At 37.0% G+C, this 18,641-nt stretch carries 14 protein-coding genes; all 14 read right to left on the bottom strand.

Features of this window, described 5'->3' with window-relative positions:
• Nucleotides 1-51 precede the first annotated feature (51 nt).
• The 14 genes from EGI31_RS06200 to EGI31_RS06135 all read right to left on the bottom strand — a co-directional run bounded on the left by EGI31_RS06200 (nucleotide 52) and on the right by EGI31_RS06135 (nucleotide 18,509).
• The gene (locus EGI31_RS06200) at nucleotides 52-651 is read right to left on the bottom strand and encodes a Uma2 family endonuclease (RefSeq protein ID WP_255036319.1); all 600 of its coding nucleotides are present in this window, start codon (nucleotides 649-651) and stop codon (nucleotides 52-54) included.
• A gap of 32 nt (nucleotides 652-683) precedes the next feature.
• Entirely contained in the window at nucleotides 684-2,282 is a 1,599-nt protein-coding gene (locus tag EGI31_RS06195) for a hypothetical protein (protein ID WP_255036318.1), read from the bottom strand.
• A 1-nt stretch (nucleotide 2,283) separates the two neighbouring features.
• Nucleotides 2,284-4,443, bottom strand: a complete 2,160-nt coding sequence (locus EGI31_RS06190; RefSeq protein WP_255036317.1) for a hypothetical protein — start codon at nucleotides 4,441-4,443, stop codon at nucleotides 2,284-2,286.
• Nucleotides 4,440-5,591: a BatA domain-containing protein gene (locus tag EGI31_RS06185; RefSeq protein ID WP_255036316.1), complete on the bottom strand. Its 1,152-nt coding sequence runs from the start codon at nucleotides 5,589-5,591 to the stop codon at nucleotides 4,440-4,442. Before EGI31_RS06185 ends, EGI31_RS06190 begins: the two co-directional genes overlap by 4 nt.
• Complete coding sequence (locus EGI31_RS06180) at nucleotides 5,582-6,448, bottom strand: DUF58 domain-containing protein (RefSeq protein WP_255036315.1); 867 nt, start codon at nucleotides 6,446-6,448, stop codon at nucleotides 5,582-5,584. Before EGI31_RS06180 ends, EGI31_RS06185 begins: the two co-directional genes overlap by 10 nt.
• Nucleotides 6,449-6,472: 24 nt before the next feature.
• Nucleotides 6,473-7,444: an AAA family ATPase gene (locus EGI31_RS06175; RefSeq protein WP_255036314.1), complete on the bottom strand. Its 972-nt coding sequence runs from the start codon at nucleotides 7,442-7,444 to the stop codon at nucleotides 6,473-6,475.
• A 6-nt stretch (nucleotides 7,445-7,450) separates the two neighbouring features.
• Nucleotides 7,451-8,065, bottom strand: coding sequence for a DUF4159 domain-containing protein (locus EGI31_RS06170; protein ID WP_255036313.1), 615 nt, complete (start codon nucleotides 8,063-8,065; stop codon nucleotides 7,451-7,453).
• 162 nt (nucleotides 8,066-8,227) lie between these two features.
• A complete protein-coding gene (locus tag EGI31_RS06165; protein ID WP_255036312.1) occupies nucleotides 8,228-9,610 on the bottom strand; it encodes a S41 family peptidase in 1,383 nt (460 codons plus the stop codon).
• A 4-nt stretch (nucleotides 9,611-9,614) separates the two neighbouring features.
• Entirely contained in the window at nucleotides 9,615-11,336 is a 1,722-nt protein-coding gene (locus tag EGI31_RS06160) for a cellulase family glycosylhydrolase (protein ID WP_255036311.1), read from the bottom strand.
• Between the two features lie 148 nt (nucleotides 11,337-11,484).
• Nucleotides 11,485-12,615, bottom strand: coding sequence for an ATP-binding protein (locus tag EGI31_RS06155; RefSeq protein WP_255036310.1), 1,131 nt, complete (start codon nucleotides 12,613-12,615; stop codon nucleotides 11,485-11,487).
• A 189-nt stretch (nucleotides 12,616-12,804) separates the two neighbouring features.
• Nucleotides 12,805-14,142, bottom strand: coding sequence for a TldD/PmbA family protein (locus EGI31_RS06150; protein ID WP_255036309.1), 1,338 nt, complete (start codon nucleotides 14,140-14,142; stop codon nucleotides 12,805-12,807).
• A gap of 105 nt (nucleotides 14,143-14,247) precedes the next feature.
• On the bottom strand, nucleotides 14,248-15,888 hold the full coding sequence (locus EGI31_RS06145; protein ID WP_255036308.1) for a TldD/PmbA family protein: 1,641 nt from the start codon (nucleotides 15,886-15,888) through the stop codon (nucleotides 14,248-14,250).
• Between the two features lie 282 nt (nucleotides 15,889-16,170).
• On the bottom strand, nucleotides 16,171-16,905 hold the full coding sequence (locus tag EGI31_RS06140) for a glycosyltransferase family 2 protein (protein WP_255036307.1): 735 nt from the start codon (nucleotides 16,903-16,905) through the stop codon (nucleotides 16,171-16,173).
• Complete coding sequence (locus EGI31_RS06135; RefSeq protein WP_255036306.1) at nucleotides 16,902-18,509, bottom strand: glycosyltransferase family 39 protein; 1,608 nt, start codon at nucleotides 18,507-18,509, stop codon at nucleotides 16,902-16,904. The genes EGI31_RS06140 and EGI31_RS06135 overlap by 4 nt, the downstream gene beginning before the upstream one ends.
• Between the last annotated feature and the right edge of the window lie 132 nt (nucleotides 18,510-18,641).

Below are 18,641 nucleotides of genomic sequence, written 5' to 3'. Positions count from 1 at the left end.
TTGAAATACTAAGATGCAAAAAATACCTTAGATTTCAAGAAATAGTTCTCATTATTCGGCAAATGCTTCAGAAAGGTCAATCTGGAAATCTGGGAAGATAGTTGGCGTAAGGAAGTCTGAAGCGGTTAAAGGATGTTTGCCAACAAATTTCCCAGAATCGTCCAAAACATAAATTAAGACATTTCGATATTCGGGCTGTACAATCCAATATTCTCTAACTCCGGCTTCTTCATAGACATCATATTTCAATTTCATTTCTTTGTCCGAATTACCGGGGGATAAAACTTCAATAATCAAATCTGGAGCTCCGTCACAGCCTTTGTCGTCTAGTTTTGACAAATCACAAACTATGCAAATGTCGGGTTGAAGAACAGTAATTTTTGGAGAATCTTTGTCATTTATGTTTCCAGGCAGGCGAACATCAAAAGGAGCAAAATATGCTTTGCAGGGTTTGTTTCTCAAATATTTGTCTATTTGCATTGAAAAATTCCAAACCAATTCTTGGTGTCTACGTGCTGGGGCAGGCGACATTTTGTACAGATATCCTTTTATTAACTCAATTCTTTCTTTAAACTCCCATTTTAAATATTCAGCATAAGAATATTTTTTTGTGAAATCCAACTGATTAATATTAGTTATTGTACCTTCCATTTTGAGAAAATTTTGATAAATATATTAACTTTTTACCATTTTGCTTCTATCCAAACCACAATAAACATAGCCAAACAGATGAGAAGACGTAGCCAATCGGGCAGGATTTCAGACTCGTCATTGCGTTCAGGTTGTTCCTCATTTTGAATCGTATTGTACGAGTTAAGGATGTTTTTTGTTTGTACAAAGTATTGGTCAGCGGTAGAAACTTCATTTACAAATACTTCTAAACTGTCATTAATCGTTTGCCAGTTAGGTTTTCGAAATACATATTTGCCGATACTTGTATATTCGTCAATAGGAGATATTTTGGCATAAATGGTATCGCTCTTTGTCTTGAAAATTTCCTGAACTTTTTCGAAATTATTGAATCTTAAGGTCGTAAATTGATTTTGAAGGATGGGAGCTTTTATCTCAATGTTGTTTTTCTGAACTGGCTGAAGAAATTGAAGAACACTTCCCCAAATATTTCGATAAGTAATACTATCGCCAGATAATAACAAAGGATATGTTTCTGAAATCAAACTTACACCCACTCGTTTTTGAGAAATAGCGATAGGCCATTTGCTGAGTTTTTGTTGACTTTTATTTTCTTTCAAAACAAACGGTAAAGCTATCAAATCGTTAGACAGTTTTGATTCACTATCGGCACTAATTCTTTGTAATGCAAAACCCTCTCCAAAAGACTTATTGATTGCTGAAATATCTTTTTCGTTTATGTTATATACAAAGACTCCACCTCCGGCTTTTAAAGTTTTGGAGCAGTTTGGATTGCCTAGTCTTGCTGGAGTGGCAAAAACTAAGTTATAAGCGTTCGTTTTGGTTTGATTTATATTTGTTTTGCTTTGGGTATTTTTGCTCACCGCTGTCTCTACTTCTACCTTGTGACCATTTTTTCCGAGCCATTCAGACAGCATTTTGGTTTCAAAATCCGGGTTCTCGGCTAAAACGAGTATTTTAAGTTTTGGTGTTGACCGCGAATAGTATTTAATTTCACGAATCGGCTCATTATTCAAATCCAGATTGACGTTTGTTTTGCCAACCGAAAACGATGGAAACGAAAGTGTGAAAGTTTGAAATCCTTTTTCAAGTTTCACACTGTCAAGTGTTTGTGTTCCAAATTTTAACTTAAGCGTGCTTGGTTTTTCTAAATCTATCAATCCGTTAATTTCCTGTGTTTCATTTTGGAAAAGTACAGCCCTCCAGCTGAGGTTTTGGATTTCATCTTTCTTAAATTCAGGATAAAACTGGACGTTTTTGCCTGACAATTGGGTTAAAAACTCTGGAGTGAATTTTTGACCTAACAAGTTGATTTGTAGATTCTTCTCTTGGAATTCTTTTTCGTATTTACTAGGAGAAATTACCGTTTCTAATGCTAGACTATCTTTGATTTTTTCTAGAAATTGGTCTGAAATTTGGCCATCGCTTATGCCTAATTTATCTAGATTTCTATTGTTTTGGTTTTTGGGTGGAAATATCAATAATACGAATGACAGCCAAAGAAAAACATTGAAAATGAGTTTGGTGTATTTCCTTTTTTGGTTTTTCAGACGAAATATCCAATATAATTGTAGAGCTAACAATATTATTAGCAATGCAATGAGGACTATATTTTGCGTTTTTTCGGTCAATTTATTTCAAATGTTTTCTAAAAGCGGTTTCTAGTGCTTTGTTATGGGTAGTGGTTTTTCCTCCTTTGTTTTTTTGGTTTTCGAAATTTAAAACGGTCAATAGGCTCGTTTTTAAATTCTCTTTTTGTTGCTTTGTCACCATCTTGGTGTTTATGATAGCTTGTATGTCTCTTATAATAAGACTTTTGACATTAGGAAGTTCAGACAAAGCTTGGCCGAGACGGAGCATTTTTTGCTTATCGGTGTTGTCAATTTTTCCTTTTTCAAGAATATCAATGATGGAGGCGGCCAGAAGGCGAGTTTCTGCCTCAAAAAATTCTTTGCTGATGGTTTGTTTTGCATTGAATTTTGTCAATTCACCCGTCAGTCTTTTTTCTTTTTCTTTGATTGGAGGTGGGTCAAATCCAGTTTTCTTTACATAAACTCTGGCCTTTTGTTGGGCTTCTTTTAAATAAGTAAGTGCCTTGTTTTCAAAAGTTATAGCTTTTTCTGGCTCGTATAATCTAAGGTGTAATTCCGCCTGCCACATCTGTTCCAGAGCCATTTTTAGCAAACTTCTGGTAGATTGTTCGTAGAAGGTGTTCGTTTCGGCGTCATCATGCGAATGCACATATTCGGCCATTAGGGCAGCTAACGGATCCTGATTGGTATTCGGATTTTCAATAGCGTGTGCATGCTCGTGTCCATGTTCTTGGTGCTCATGGTTGTCCTCCTGTTCTTCGGAGTCATGGGCATGAACAAAACCCTTCATGAAATCTCCATCTTCCTCTTCATGAGGGGCAGCTCCAATGCTATTTTCAAATTCCTCTCCCAAATATTGGCCATATCTCAATCGAAGTACCTTTTGGTCGTAACCTATTTCGTTAGATTCAGAGTTAAATACTGCTGGTTTAATCTTGTTGCGTTTTTTGATAAGTTTTTCGGTATCAATGATTATTTGCCTTTGACTTCTAAAATATTCTGGCAAAATATTCATGGCCATGGTGGCTAAATCCGACTCGTCTTTGGAGGCGGTATCTTTAAAGACCACAAAGTAAGTGTCTGATTTTGTGAAGTTTGGCTCGGGTGATTTATTGTCAAATGCCGCCCAGTAATAATATAGTTCATCTCCTGGACTGAAGTTTAGAGCTTTCAAGTCTATATTTTTTGAGATATTAGCTTCATGAAAATTGGTGCTTCCCACTGGCCATTTCACTTCTCTGAATTTTACATTTTCGCCAGAACCACGAGCCACAGTGGCTACGATAAAGGCTTGGCTGACCTTAAAATCGTCCGATATTTTTGCCTGAATTTGTATATTTCTGGGGTCTTTTATCTGATGAAATTTGTAAAGTTCTTTTGACGTAGGTTCTATTTTAGGTCGATTATCAGGTAAAGCCTCGATCCTGTAAAATGCTGATTGGTAGATCAATGAGTCTTTTGTGTATGCCTTAATGGAATAAAAGCCGCTATGCAAAATTTGGTCAGAATGTGTAAAGATGCTTCCATTTCGTTTGAAAACTATACTTTTACCTTTAGCGTTTTCTATGCCTACAGTGACGTCTTCTGCATTCTCAAACTTTACTGTCCAATCTAACCTTGAACCTGTTATGACTTCCGCATTTAAATTTTCTGAAACCTTTTTGGTTAAACCCGTATATTGGGGAGGGTTTATTTGTAAAGTTGATCCTTTGTATTGAGCCTGTTTGGGTTCAAAATTATTTGTTTCTGAGTCAAGTATTTTTTCTATTGATAGGGTAGTGTCTTTTATTTTTTTAGGGATAAATGAGAAGGCCGAGCTTAAAATAGCAAAGAGAAATAATACCCAAAAAGCTTTATCTAGCTTCAATGGGATTTGGATTTTGGTTTCCAAAATTCTCTCTACTTGCATTTCTTCAGCAATATTCAGTTTCGGTTTTTCAATTAGAGACAAACTGTGCTCAAGTTGTGGATTGTGCTCATGTATGAAATTTTTGGCCAGATCGTTTTTCTTTTTCCAAGCTTTCAATAAAAAGCCAGTAATGAAGAATCCAATGATAGAAATAGGTAATGAAATACCAGATTTGCCCACCAAATAGAACGTCAAATAATACAATGCAATAGCCACAAAAATGCACTTTAGGATGTCTATAATCAACATTCTAAGAGATACTTTTGAAACTATGTTATTGAGTCTATTCATTTGTTATTTTTAAGCGAAATCCAACGTTCTACCAATACTATTCCAAGAAATAGCATACACAAGTATTTGTCAATGAGTGTTTTATCTTTGTGGTTTGTAATTGTTTTTTCTTTGAAAATGTCTTTTAATTGCTGTTCACTCAAATGATTATTCGGCGAAATCATTTGGTAATGTTCTAGAAGAACTTCAAGTATTTGGGTGGGTAATTCCGCCCGAAATACATTCCCCGAGTTTGGGTTTTCATTGAGCGAAATCACATTATTGGCAGTACTTTGTAATCCATTTGTCAAGATTATTAAATCGGCATTTTTGTATTTCATGGCTCCATTTCCGATGGCTAACTCAGGATTGTTTTTGTCATAAATAAATGGAAATCCATAAACTTCTTTGATGGCTTCCAAAGCCGCCTTGATGCTATTGTTTTCTGATGGATTGCTGGTTTCTATAGCAACTTTTATCTCTTCCTTTTCAATAATTTTTTTAGAAGGTTTTGTGGAGTTCTTTATAAGTTTGTGCTCCGCATTTAAATAAATATATTCATTAGTAGCCAATGCTTTAGCTCCATTCTTTTCAGTTTTATTGGAGAAATTGATTTCAGAGAATTTCGGTAGAAAGACATTGGGGTTTTCTTTGAAGTCTATATTGTTTGGTATGTAAAGTATAATTTTACTTTTCGATAGATTTAAATCCATTGCTTTTGAAATACTTTGTAAATCAGTCAATTGTATATCTTTTTCTTCAAAGTCAGTGACTATTTCACTTAGTTTTTGTTCCAAATTATCAATGAAATAAACGGATTCTTTTTTTGTCAATGCTTCATTTATTTCGAATTTAAAATCATTGATTGTCGCTTTATCTTTTGCCAGAATATGGATTTTCTCCAATTGGGTAGTATCGTTTTTTTGCCAAAAATCTATCAATGGTTTGGCTACAATCAAAACCAAAATAATGAATGCTAAAATCCTTAAAATGAGTAACAAAAGATCTTCAAATCTGAATCCCTTGGCCTTCAGTTTTTGACTTTCTACCAACCATTTCATGGCTGCCCAATCCACATTTCTTGCCTGTTTTTGATTCCAGAAATGAATCAAAATCGGGGCGGCGATGGCTGCCAATCCCCAAAGTATATTTGGGTTTATTAGCTCCATTTTAGCATTTTTAGTGAATTTTTGAGAACTTCAGCTATGGGGTCATTGAGTTGACATCTAAAGAAATGTACATTTTCAATTTTTAACTCACTTTCGAGTTCGTCAAGATAAGCGTTGAATGACTTTAAGTAGGCGTTTCTGGTCTCATTGGGACTAAGTTCCTTATCTTTACCAGTTTCTAAATCTCGAAATTTTATAACCCCCTCCCAATCAAAGTTAACTTCTTTTTCGCCCAATATTTGATAGAGTAGAATCTGCTTTCCAGGCCTAGACCAACGATTTATGAGTTCGTAGAATTCGTTGTCGGTTTGAAAAAAATCAGAAGCGAAAATCAGCAATTCCTTATTTTTGGACTGAAACTCAGGGAAATTTACTCTTTCAAAGCTCCAGTTTCCTTCCGCTTTGGCGTTCTCTAAGCCGTATAATATTTTTTGAAAACTCTGTTTTCCTTGGCTCGCCAGTATTTCGAGTTTGCCATTTTTTAATGCGAAAAGATTCATTTCGTCGTTCTGCTTAAATCCCAAATAAGCAAAAGATGCTAGCAGAATTTCGGCAAAATATAATCTTGAGACGCCATTTTCGGTATAGTTCATAGATCCAGAAAGGTCTATGATAAAATTTATGGTAAGTGTACTTTCGGTGGCTGATTCTCTTACTTGGTGTTTCTCAGTTCGTGCAAACAGTTTCCAATCTATACTTTTGGGGTCGTCGCCTGGCCTGTAGTGTCGGTATTGCTCAAATTCCGCTCCAGTACCCGACCTTTTACTATTATGAAGCCCAAGCACTACCTGGTCACTCACCAATTTGGCGGCAAGCTGTAGGTTATTGACTTTTATGAGGTCTTGAGCAAGCGACATATATATTTGGTAAAATCGATTTCTTTAAGATTTTATTAGATGTTTTACTACATCGTCTGTGCTGATCCCTTCTGCTTCTGCTCTAAAATTAAGTGAAATTCTATGACGTAAAACAGGGAACGCTAGCGTGTGAATGTCCTCAGGAATTACTGAAAATCTACCTTTTATAACCGCTCTAGCTTTGGCACAAAGTATCAGGGCTTGACCTGCACGTGGACCAGCTCCCCATTCACACCATTTTTTAACAAACTCCGAAGTGCTGTTCTGTGGGCGTGAATTTCTGACCAAATTATTTACATCTACTATTAGGCTGTCGTCTATGTGTACTTGACGAGTTAGTCTTTGGAGAGCTATGATGTCCTGACCAGTAAATATGCTTTCTATTTTGTTTTTACGTTCAGCAGTTGTCGATTTTAATACTTCAAGTTCTTCGTTTTCAGAAGGATAATAAAGTTTTATGAAAAGTAAAAATCGGTCTAATTGAGCTTCTGGCAATGGATAGGTACCTGATTGCTCAATGGGGTTTTGGGTAGCGATGATTAAAAAAGGCTTGTCCAAATCGTAATTTACACCTCCGTAAGTCACCTTGTATTCTTGCATGGCCTCCAAAAGGGCGGCTTGAGTCTTGGGTGGGGTACGGTTTATTTCATCTGCCAAAACTATGTTAGCAAATAGTGGTCCTTTGTTGAATTTGAAGAATTTTTTACCGGTATCGTGGTCTTCTTCTAATATCTCGGTGCCAATAATATCTCCTGGCATAAGGTCAGGAGTGAATTGGATTCTTTTAAATTCCATTTCTAAAGCTTCGGATATGGTCTTCACCATCAATGTCTTGGCGAGTCCTGGCACGCCTTCGAGTAAACAATGGCCACCCGCCAAAAATGCGATCAGAATTTCCTCAATCACCTCATTTTGGCCAACTATAACTTTTGCTATTTCTTTTTTCAGAAGGGGCAGTTTCTCTACTAGCGATTTGTATTGTTCTTTGGTTTCCAATTTATTCTAATGTGTTAATGCATAATTAATGATATTCACACCAAATTTGGTGTTGTCTTCTGCCAGCCAGCGTTTGTTTCTGAAGTCATAGTCCCATTCGCAACCGTAGTCTTTGTTTGAATATAAAATTCCAATTCTCCCATTAACGGTAACGGCTTTCAGGTAGTCATGTACGAGGTCATCACCCCAACCGTTGAGCTCAAAACTCGTGGTAGGTGGACCTTCGAACTCAAAAAATGACTTATAGATTTGGTGCGTATTGGGTATTTTTTGCAATGCCTTTTGTCCAAAAACTCTACCGATTTCTTGCTCGAAGGATTTGGCAAAAAGTCCGTCGATGTCGTGGTTGCAATCATCTACAAACAGAAAACCGCCGTTTTGAATGTACCTGTGCAGGTTATCTCTTTCAAGGCTTGAAAATTCCACCAATTTATGGCCACTCAGGTAACAAATAGGGCTTCTGAAAAGGTTTTTGTCTGTCAGGAAAATGGTTCTTTCCTTTTCGTCAATCGGTATGGTGGTATATTCAACCAGCGAATTCAACAGGTTGCTGGGCATACGTTGATCGGTATCCCAGTCACCGGAGTTATATTGAATACGTGTAAATACGAAAGGTTTCAAGTTTGCTTTTTCAGATGAATTAAAAAACTACACAATTTATGTAAAAAGGCTCAGTTTTTGACAAAAAACTTGACCAACGGAGTCTAAATGACGACATATTCTGTTTTTTGTTGCTTTTTTTATCGGAAAAACAAAACTCACTATTTCAGTTATAGTGCTGTTTTAGTTGGAAACAAACGGTGTGTGGCTGTCGTAATGGTGGTTTTTGTCTAGGAAATTTACCCTGTAAAAGCCAGAATCTACCTTGATATTTGTTGATAAATTACCTTGAATTATTTCCAAGGTTTTTTTTAGCAATGTTTCGTTTTGATTACCGATTGGATAATAAGGCAAAATGTCGTCTTGAACTAAGAAATCTGGGATAAATCCTTCTTTTCGGCCATAGTATGATTCTCCTTTAGAATTTTCGATGGTTGAGTAGGCAGGCATTATCACAAAAGGAAATTGACCCGTTTCGTCTGTAATTATGGTTGAAATTACATTTTTTCCCAAAGTATTTTCTCCAATCAGTATTACTTCCATTTTGGTCTTTAGGCAATTTATGACCAATTCCGATGAAGATGAGGTTGATTTTGAGGTGATAATATATACACGATTTAAGGTGTTCAAATTTGCGGACTCGTTTGTCCAATTTCTGCCGTCTTTGTTACCGTCGGGTTTGCTTTGAGATTCAAGGGTTTGTACTTTGTTGGTATGGCCACCAAACATTTTCTCGTTGGGATTTAGGTTTTTAACAATCAGCGATCCCACAACTTCTGCGTTCGGGGTGAAGCCACCGGGATTGAACCTCAAATCCAGAATTAGTTCGTCTATTTTTTGGGCTTTAAAATTATTGAATACTGCACGGAGGTCATTGTCTATTTCGTGTAAAAACTGAGTAAATGCGAAATAACCTATTTTCTTTTTTTCTATTTCTATCACTCGTGTATCATAAATGGGCTTTACTCGGTAGCTCGATTTTGCAACAGTTGCCGTTTTTAGTTCATTCGAAGTGGTTTGCCAAGTGATATTTATGTTTAGTTTTTCTAATAAACTCGAAAGATTGCTTTCTGTGATGTTGTTTCCATCTATTTTTTGAATGATATCGCCTCGGTAAAGACCGGCTTTTTCGGCAGGGCTTTGTTGAGAAACCAAGGAAACTGCCAAAAAGATATTCTCTTTTGTTGCATCTGGTTTGTAAGGTCTAAACCTGAATCCGTAGCCATAAGGCGTGCCTAGCCAAAAGTTCAAAACGTCGTCCTTATTGCTTTTCATATACGAAAACCAGTCTTGCTTATCATTTATGAGTGATTTATAATATTTTATGGGTTCTAAATACTTGTCAGTTTTGGCCTCTGTTGGCATGCTTTCTTCCCAAAGATAGTATTTTTTCATTTGGGCATATATCCAGTTGTTTTCCTTTAAAAACTTTGACGGAGAAGGAATTACAGTAGAAGTAGAATCTTTGGGAATGTTGATGGGCTTTACATCTATGTTTTTTTTGCTGCAAGACAAAAATCCAATCAGCAAAAAAGCTAATGATGTTATTATAAAATGACGGTGCATTTATTTAGTTTTTTATTAGTTTATAGCTCTCTGGTTCTTTTGAACCCAAAAGGTACAAATAATATACGCCTTGTGGAAGAGATTTTGTGTCAACTTGGATAGTTTTTTGGTTTGAAAGGTCTTTTTGTAGAATTTTTCTGCCTAATTGGTCATATATCTGCAGCTGGTGAAAGTCTTGAATTTCAGTTATATGCAGTTCGTCTGAAACTGGATTTGGAAAAACTTTTACTTTGTTTTCTTTAGAATTTGATAATAAGACACTTGTTGTCTCCTGAACTTCTTCAACTTTAATATTTTTTAAAAATACATTTCCTGTTTTTAGTCCAAGGTCAAAAACTATTCTTGCTTTGGGGTCGTCAGGTGAAGTCATCACAAAACTGTAGGTGAATTTGGCTTCTTTTGGGGTTAAAGTGAAACTTTTGTAACCCGAATACGCACTATAAGAACCCGAAGCTTGGCCTATGTAATTGGTTATGGCCAAATCGGTATTTGCTTTTGAGTCAAAACTTACCAAATATCTCTTACCTCTGTTAAGTGGTATTTCATTTTTTACGTATTGAACATGCCATCCATCTGTGGAAGCTTTTTGAACCGAAATATTAGCAAAGTTTTCTTGTGAAATCACACTGGCGGAGGCTGTGGGCTGTACATACAAATCCCATTTGTTTGTATTAGAGTTAAAATCACTTTCGTATATAATTGCTGTTTTTAGTTCTTTGGCATCGGTCATTTGCTTGGTAGTCAATGCTTCAACAAGGGGTTGTAAAAATTGGCCCGCTGCTGGATTGTAGATTCCAAAACCAGCACTAAACTCCCAATATGCCCAGCTAAATCCTTGCTGTTCAAACCATCGGGCCAAGAAATTAGTCCAAAGTATTCTACTTTCTAAGTCGGCTTTTGAAAATGCCCCAAACTCTCCAATATGTATTGGTATATTGTTTTGAACGGAATAATCCTTTAGGAACTTGAATTGCCCGATGATTTCGTTTCGTTCGAGGTTGGTGTTTTCCCATTTTGTTCCTAGCCATGGTGCAGAGCCTTCTACCCAGTCGGCACCTTGGTGTGTAAAATTGAATGGGTCGTAATAGTGAATGGTAAGAATTAGGTTGTCGTCTGCTGGGATTTTGAGAGATGAAACGCCTCCTAGTCCTCCCCAATTGGAGGTTCCCATTAATATGGCTCTGGTTTTGTTGGTTTTACGAATGACCGAAAGGGCGTCTGCAAAAAATGTGTTCCATTTATCTGAGGTGAGGTTGGAGTTCGGTTCGTTCATAACTTCAAACAGTAAGTTTGAATCATAATCTTTAAAAAAGGTGGCTATTTGAGTCCACTGACTTAAAAATTTCGCTTTTTGGGCATCAGGATTTGCAAAGATGGCCTCGTGGTGATGCATGTTTATGATTACCAAAAGATTCTCTTTTTTTGCCAAATCTACTACTGTCTTAATTCTTTCTAAAAAGGTAGGATTGATGGTGTATGGTTCGGTTTGTTGGCACCTTGCTGGTACATCCCATCTAATAGGAATTCTTACATGATTAAAGCCCAAGGAAGAAATTCGCTTGAAATAGTCATCTTTGAATGGGTTTCCCCATTCGGTTTCTGAGGGTGCCTCAAACATATTTCCCATGTTTATTCCCTTCCCAAGTTTTTTGTTGAGGTCATGGATGGGTGCTTGTCCAATAGCCATTTGAAAGAACAAGACGAGTAACACTAGGGCTTTGTACATTAAATGCTTCTATTTAGGTTACAAAAATACTTATATTGGATTTAGGCTTTGAGTTCTTTTTTTGAATCAATTGACCGAATTAATGTTAATTGGGTCATTATAATGACTGAATTAATATTAATTGGGTCAAAATATGTTAAAGTTTCCTTTAAACTATAAAATCCAGATAGTTTTCTTTGTTTATAGTTTGAAAACTTGCATTGGGATAAGCTGAGCCAAACGCACCCGGAATTTTGCCTATTTTCGATGCAAAATTAAACTCAAACGCAGCTATTTCACCGTTTTTAGTTTCTAAACAATCTATTTCTTGCTGATCATATGTTCTCCAAAAATACATTTCTTTGTTCGCTCTTTCATATTCATTCTTTTTTAGCCTTTCTGCTAGGAGGTAGTTTTCCCAAAGCTCCCCTGTATCATTTCTCAAATTTAAAGCTTTGAAATCATTTATAATTGCATTTCGGATTCCATTGTCCCAAAAATACCATCTTGAAGTTTTGGTTATTTCTTTTCTCAGGTTTTTACTGAATCCTGTTATCTTTTTTAGAACAAATACTTTCTCTAATAGATCTAGATATTTTTCTATTGTGTTTTTGCTCATGCCCAGTTGGGTGCCCAGTTCGTTTAATGAGACTTCTTTACCCAATTGAAAAGCAATGAGTTTTAACAAATCATATATTTTGGAGGCATTTCGAATACCTTCCAAACTAAGAATATCTTTCAGTAAATAAGCGTTGACGAGGTCTTTGAGATATTCTTCTTTTCTGTCAAAGCCTACAAGATTAATTACCTCAGGATAACTGCCAAATATCAGCCTTTCATCTTTGTTTTTTATGGTTTCTAAGATGTTTTCTTGCAAAGATATTTCCAACTGTGCAAGGGGATACATTTCATGCCAAAATGCCCTTCCAACCAGAGGCTCACCGAGTTTGTTGGTGAGAGCGAACGCAGAGGAGCCGCTGGCTATGATTTTCAAATGAGGTAATTCATCCACTATGATTTTTAGAATTTGACCGATTTGTGGTATCGCCTGTGCTTCGTCAATAATAACGAGTTGAAACCCCGCAAAAAGATTTCTGTAGTTGTTGAGGTTTTTTGTTTCTAAAATTTCTTGAACCTCGGGAAGTTCACCGTTTAGCCATAAGTAACTCACATTCTGCTCATTTGCTATTTTTTTGAGCAGGTAGGTTTTGCCTACTCTTCTCGCTCCATAAAGTATGTTTACTTTGCCAGGTTCTAAGAAACTGATGATGCGACTTTCGATTTTCCGTATAATTTCCATATCACTACTCTTTGTACAAAAGTAGCAACGTTTTTCAATAAATAATTACGAATTGACCAAATTAATGTTAATTGGGTCAACATAATGACTGAATTAATATTAATTTGGTCATTAAGTTAGTTTATGGGGAACAAAAAAGGCAAGACTTCAAGGAGTCTTGCCTTTTAAGAAAGATATTTTTATCGTTTCTTAAACCGCATCGCTCAAGCTCGAGAAAGTAAACTCTCTGATTTTCATCGGAGGAATCATATAGTTTTGGTTTGATTCAGTACTCACTACTCTTTCCGAAACACCGAGGGTTTCCAGATTGTTAAGCATGATAATCGGGCTTTCGTTAAATCTCAAGTTTTTGATTGGATGTTTTATTTTACCGTCTTCAATGTAAAAAGTTCCGTCACGCGTAAGACCTGTTAATAAGAGCGTTTGTGGGTCCACCGGTCTGATATACCAAAGTTTCGTAACCAAAATGCCTCTCTTGGTACTTTTTATCATTTCTTCTAAGCTTGCTTTTCCTCCCTCCATAATCATATTGTTAGGAAATGGCACTGGTTTAACGCCTTTTTGCTTGGCCCAATAAATAGAGTAGGCTAAGTTTTTAACGACACCTTTGTCTATCCATTTAAGTTTTTGTTGAGGCAAGCCTTCGCCCGACCATGGTGAGGAAGGTAATTCGGGATGAGTTGGGTCGGAGTAAAAAGTAACGGCTTCGTCTACTATTTTTTCACCCAGTTTGGTTTTGCCGCCAGGTTTACTGAAAAACGAACGGCCTTCGTCCGCACTGCGGGCATCCATACCAAAGAAGATATTCTCCAACAATACTGCAGCCGCTGTAGGTTCAAGAATAACAGTGTATTTACCTGGTTCTATGGCTTGTGCACTTGCCGAAGCTTTAGCCTTTTGCATGGCTACTCGTGTTGCAGCGGCTGTGTCTAGTTTATTAAAATCACTATAGCCTTTTGCTACATAACCTGAGCCTTTGCCGTCTTCGGTTCTTACGGTTAGAGAAAAGTTTACGTTGGTTGAGGCATAATAAGCAAACATGCCTTTGGAGTTCATGATGGCCGTGTAGCCGTGCTGGTCTTCTAAGAATCCAGCACCTACAAGTTTCTCATTTCGGCACAATTCCAGACTCTGAGCCACTTTGGTGGCTCTTTTGTCGGGATTGATACTGGCGGTTGACTCAAAATATCCGTTGGCTTTCATGTAGGTCTGTGGGTCTACAAGGCCTTCGTATTCTGGATTTTCGGGTGCTAATTTTGCTAATTCTTCAGCTCTTCTTACGACCTTCTCCAATGAAGCGTCGTCAAATTCATCAATTGTGGCAGTGCCTACTTTGTTTCCAAATGCCGAGGTAACAGCGATGTTTTTATTTGTGAGGCCACCCGCAGTTGAAACTTCGTTTCTTGCATATCGGATATTGCCTCTTTGCTCACCAACGATGTTTACGATACATTCGTCGGCTTTCGAATAACTCAAAATCTTTTTGAGCAGGGTCTTAGCTTCTTCTTCTGTTAATATTAAGTTCATTTGTTTTGTTCTTTTTTTGGTAAAAAGGAAATATTTCGATTTGATTTAGGACTCAACTGAGCTAATTTACTTGATTCTCCCTTCCCACTGGGGAGGGCAGGGTCTTTAAATCTTCCTTCCTGTATTAATTACATTTACGCCGTCAAATCTTGCAGTTGAACTACCGTGCGACACGGCACTCGATTGAGACGGTTGGCCTTTTCCATCAAAAAATGAACCTCCCAAACGATAATCTCTATCATCACAGATCTTACTACATGAGTTCCAGAACTCCTGAGTATTAGATTGATAAGCCACGTCTTTTAGCATTTCACCAATTTTGCCGTCTTTAATTTCGTAGTACAACTGACCGCCAAACTGGAAATTGTAGCGTTGCTGGTCAATCGAAAACGACCCATCGCCTATGATATAAATTCCTTTTTTTACGTCTTTTATCATTTCTTCCACAGATAGCGGTGTTCTACCCGGTGCCAAAGAAACATTGGCCATACGCTGAAACTGTACCGAAGACCAGCTGTCGGCATAACAACAGCCGTGTGATTCTTTCTCGCCTATGATGTGAGCTTGGTCACGAATGGCCTGGTAGTTTACAAGCGTTCCGTCTTTCACCAAATCCCATTTTTTGGTTTTAACACCTTCGTCGTCCCAACCAACTGCACCCAAAGAACCGACTTGAGTTTTATCTGCAAAAAGTGTAACTTCTTTGCTGCCATAGTTGAAGTTTTTCGATTGCCATTTGTCCAAAGTTGCAAAGGATGTTCCGGCAAAGTTGGCTTCATAACCCAATACTCTATCAAGCTCAAGCGGGTGTCCAACAGACTCGTGAATGGTTAGCCAAAGGTGCGATGGGTCAAGAACCAAGTCATATTTGCCGGCCTCAACAGACTTGGCCGAAAGTTTTGCTTTGGCTTGCTGAGCAGCAGCTATTGCATCTTCTAGCATGTCATAGCCTTTGTTGTATCTGGTTGTTACACCTGTTATTTTATCTTTTGGATTGGTTTGTAGGTATTCATAACCCATGCCCATTGGAGCACTAAGAGCATTGCGGGTTTCAAACTTACCTGATTTCGGATCGATACAGGTTACATTGAAAATCGGCCAAGTGCGGTGCACGTCTTGGTCAACATAGCTACCGTCAGACGATGCGAAGTATTTTTGTTCGTTTACTAAGAACAGAATCGAGTTGACATAGTTTGCTCCATTTTTGATGGCGGCATCGTTTACGCCAAGAAGTAAATCAACTTTTTCCTGGATAGGTACCTCAAAAGCATTTTTAACAATTGGCGTCTTCCAGCTGACCTCGCCAAAGCCCTTTTGTGGAGCTAAGCTAACAGGTTCTTTCATCAGCTTGGCATTTGCCTTAGCTATAGCAACAGCTTCTTCGGCTGCACGAGCGGTGTCAGCTTCTGATTTGGCATCTACCACTGCCGCAAAACCCCAGCAGCCATCGGCTATTACACGAACTCCAACTCCATAAGACTCGGTGTTAACGATATTTTGCACTTTGTCTTCTCGGGTAACCACAAACTGGTTGAGGTATCTACCAATACGAATATCGGTATAAGTGGCCCCTTTTGATTTAGCAGCATTTAATGCAGCATCTGCTAGGCGTTTTTTAACGGCTACATCCATGGAGCCATTGAGCAGGGCTTCATAGGAAACATTGTTTCCCATAACAGGAATATTGGGCAGCATGGCCGCACCTATTCCCAGACCCGATAATTGAAGGAAATCTCGTCTTTTCAAAGTAAATAGCTTTTAGATTAGAAAATGAATATGAGGTAAATATATATTAAATCAAAGATGAAAACAATGGCCAAATAGTTGCAATTGTATAAGCGGATAAAATAGGACGTTGAGAGGATATCTTTTTAAGGATTTTTAACGGAATATGGTTTTTAAAATACTTCAGGGTTTTGCCTTTAGCTAAAGCAAAATCTTAATATTGTAAATAAAGGTATTGTCAGAGACTTCGGAATCTCTGAAAAGGTGAGTTGAAACTATAATTATAGAAACCTTATAAAATTCTCAAGCTCCTTTAAAGAAGCCATACTTCAGGATGCAATAAAGGGCTCTGAAACCGTCTTTCCAGTTGATTTTTTTACCTTCTTCGTAGGTTCTGCCATAATATGAAATACCTACTTCGTAGATCCTGATTCCTTTTATTCTTGATATTTTGGCAGTTACTTCTGGCTCAAATCCGAAACGGTTTTCTCTAAGAGAGAGACTTTTGAGGATTTTCGCATCAAAAAGTTTATAGCAAGTCTCCATATCTGTGAGATTGAGATTGGTGGAGGCATTGGACAAAAACGTAAGAAGTTTGTTGCCGATAGAGTGGAAAAAGAACAAAATACGGTGTGGTTTACCTCCAATAAACCTCGAACCATAAACTACATCCGCAAAGCCGTCTATAATTGGCTTCAGCAGAATATTGAATTCGTTCGGATCATACTCTAGGTCGGCATCTTGTACTATTATCAAGTCGCCTTTGGCATTTTTTATACCGGTATGTATGGCTGCTCCTTTACCTTGGTTTATCTCGTGTTTGTAGTAGCTGATAGTTTCGTTAGGATACTTATTGATGAATTCCTGAATTTTACCTTCCGTGTTGTCTCGTGATGCGTCGTTTACCAGAACGATTTCTTTTTTGTAGCCCCCAATCAGATTTACCTCTACTACTTTTTCAAGTATAAAGTGTACCGTTCTTTCCTCATTGAAAACAGGTATTAAAATTGATAAGGTCTTTTGGTTTTCTGAAATCATCCTTTTTTTAGTCTAAATATGCTGTAAATCAAAGTTTTGTCGTTTTCGTAGAAGTTTTTAACTAAAACTTTTTGGTAACCTTTTTTGTCAATCATTTTGTCAAAGATAATATTCATTTTTGGGTCAGCCAATTTGCTTTGAAAACTAATAAAATATAAATCTTTTAGTTCTTTATTTTCTAAATGCTCACGATAAAAAACTTCCTCAGGATTATCCAAGTAGGCCATAAGTTCTCCTTTTCGGGTTAGAAAGCCCTGTTTGAATTTGTCTTGTTTGGTGCTGCAAAGCAACTGCGTACTCATTCCCCAGTCTAACTCCACGAACTCACCCTTCATAGGTTTTACATATTCAGCAAGTTCGTTTATTTTATTGCTCCAGAAGGGATTGGGAGTTTTGTTTGTCAATGCGTAAACGTAGGTCGAAAAGTTATTAAGATTGTAGATTATTACTACGACGGAAAATAACCAACTGATTTTTGTACCGAACAACTTGTAAACAGCATAAAATACACATATGGTAAAAAACGGAAATAAGGTATAGAAATGCCATAAATTTCGGGCATTTTCGACTACAAATATTTGAGCACTGATAAAAAGAATAATACTTACAAAAAACAGGTAGTAGATGTCTCCATTATCGTTTTGTTTTTTCAGTATTTTTCTAATAATCAGTAAAGTATAAATAATAAATACCGTGAGGAACACCTCAAATAGATAGAAGAAAGTCTGGTAAATACCCTTTGAAAGAGAGTTGTAACCAAAGGTTTCCTCTGAAATCAAATATTGGATTCTGTAAAAACCTGTTCCGTCAAAAATACCTTTGCCAAAATAGTAAAACAGCTGAATTTTGGTTTTGATAAACTCCAAGTCTATGCCTATGTTCGAAGAACTAACCATGCCTGGGTTCAGCTTGTTGAATCCGATGAACAATACAAATTCGAACAAAAAAGTAAGGCCGAGCCATTTCACCAAAGTCAGTCTTTCTTTTTTTGTTTCTAGTAAAAAAATAAGGAGTAGGCTGCTAAAAAGGAGTGCATTAGAAAACCAGATAAAATTTATTTTGTTGAAAATACCTAATGCCAATACAATAGGTAAAAAATATAGATTTGATGGTTTCTTATTTTGTAAGTATTTGAAAATAATCAAAATGCTTAAAATTTTACAAAAATACTCAATAGCAATGGGACCTACGTCAGTCCTAACCATCGTTATAAAGGTGGATTCTGTAACCAGTGCCATCAAAATGAACCAAGCTAAGAGTGGCTTTTTGAAGGAGATATTGACAGCCTTGTAGACAAGCAAAAGGCTTATCATACTCAGCAGTATCATTGGAATTCTGACGCTGAAGTAATTGAATCCAAAAATTTTAAAAATAGGAACGAAAATCCAAGATTTTAAGGCACCAATGTATGAAATAACGAAAAAAGTGATGCCGCCAATTTTGCGTGCAATGTAAGTGGTGTGGCTGATTTCGCCTAGAGATAGATTGGCGAAAAGTATTTCGTCTGTTTGTAAACCAGGCCTATCTAAGAACAAGCTCGCCAAAACACCGAATAATAATATAGGGAGGATGATAGAGAGATACCGCCAAATATTATTTGTCATATAAAGAAGTCTTTTGTTTTTTACAGTAATTTTCTGAGGAAAATATCTAAGGGCATCGTAGCCAAAGCCTCAAAATTGCATGAATGCAGACTTTCAAGGATTTCTTAAACGAAACTGCAAATATATTAGTAT

It is taken from the genome of Lacihabitans soyangensis (genome assembly GCF_024343775.1).
Lineage (GTDB): Bacteria > Bacteroidota > Bacteroidia > Cytophagales > Spirosomataceae > Leadbetterella > Leadbetterella soyangensis.
This window is presented reverse-complemented; position numbering and strand designations above follow the sequence as displayed.

Coding starts and splice junctions, on each gene's coding strand:
- EGI31_RS06165 (WP_255036312.1), bottom strand. CDS start 9,610: ATGCACCGTCATTTTATAATAACATCATTAGCTTTTTTGCTGATTGGA.
- EGI31_RS06185 (WP_255036316.1), bottom strand. CDS start 5,591: ATGGAGCTAATAAACCCAAATATACTTTGGGGATTGGCAGCCATCGCC.
- EGI31_RS06150 (WP_255036309.1), bottom strand. CDS start 14,142: ATGAACTTAATATTAACAGAAGAAGAAGCTAAGACCCTGCTCAAAAAG.
- EGI31_RS06140 (WP_255036307.1), bottom strand. CDS start 16,905: ATGATTTCAGAAAACCAAAAGACCTTATCAATTTTAATACCTGTTTTC.
- EGI31_RS06155 (WP_255036310.1), bottom strand. CDS start 12,615: ATGGAAATTATACGGAAAATCGAAAGTCGCATCATCAGTTTCTTAGAA.
- EGI31_RS06160 (WP_255036311.1), bottom strand. CDS start 11,336: ATGTACAAAGCCCTAGTGTTACTCGTCTTGTTCTTTCAAATGGCTATT.
- EGI31_RS06200 (WP_255036319.1), bottom strand. CDS start 651: ATGGAAGGTACAATAACTAATATTAATCAGTTGGATTTCACAAAAAAA.
- EGI31_RS06135 (WP_255036306.1), bottom strand. CDS start 18,509: ATGACAAATAATATTTGGCGGTATCTCTCTATCATCCTCCCTATATTA.
- EGI31_RS06190 (WP_255036317.1), bottom strand. CDS start 4,443: ATGAATAGACTCAATAACATAGTTTCAAAAGTATCTCTTAGAATGTTG.
- EGI31_RS06180 (WP_255036315.1), bottom strand. CDS start 6,448: ATGTCGCTTGCTCAAGACCTCATAAAAGTCAATAACCTACAGCTTGCC.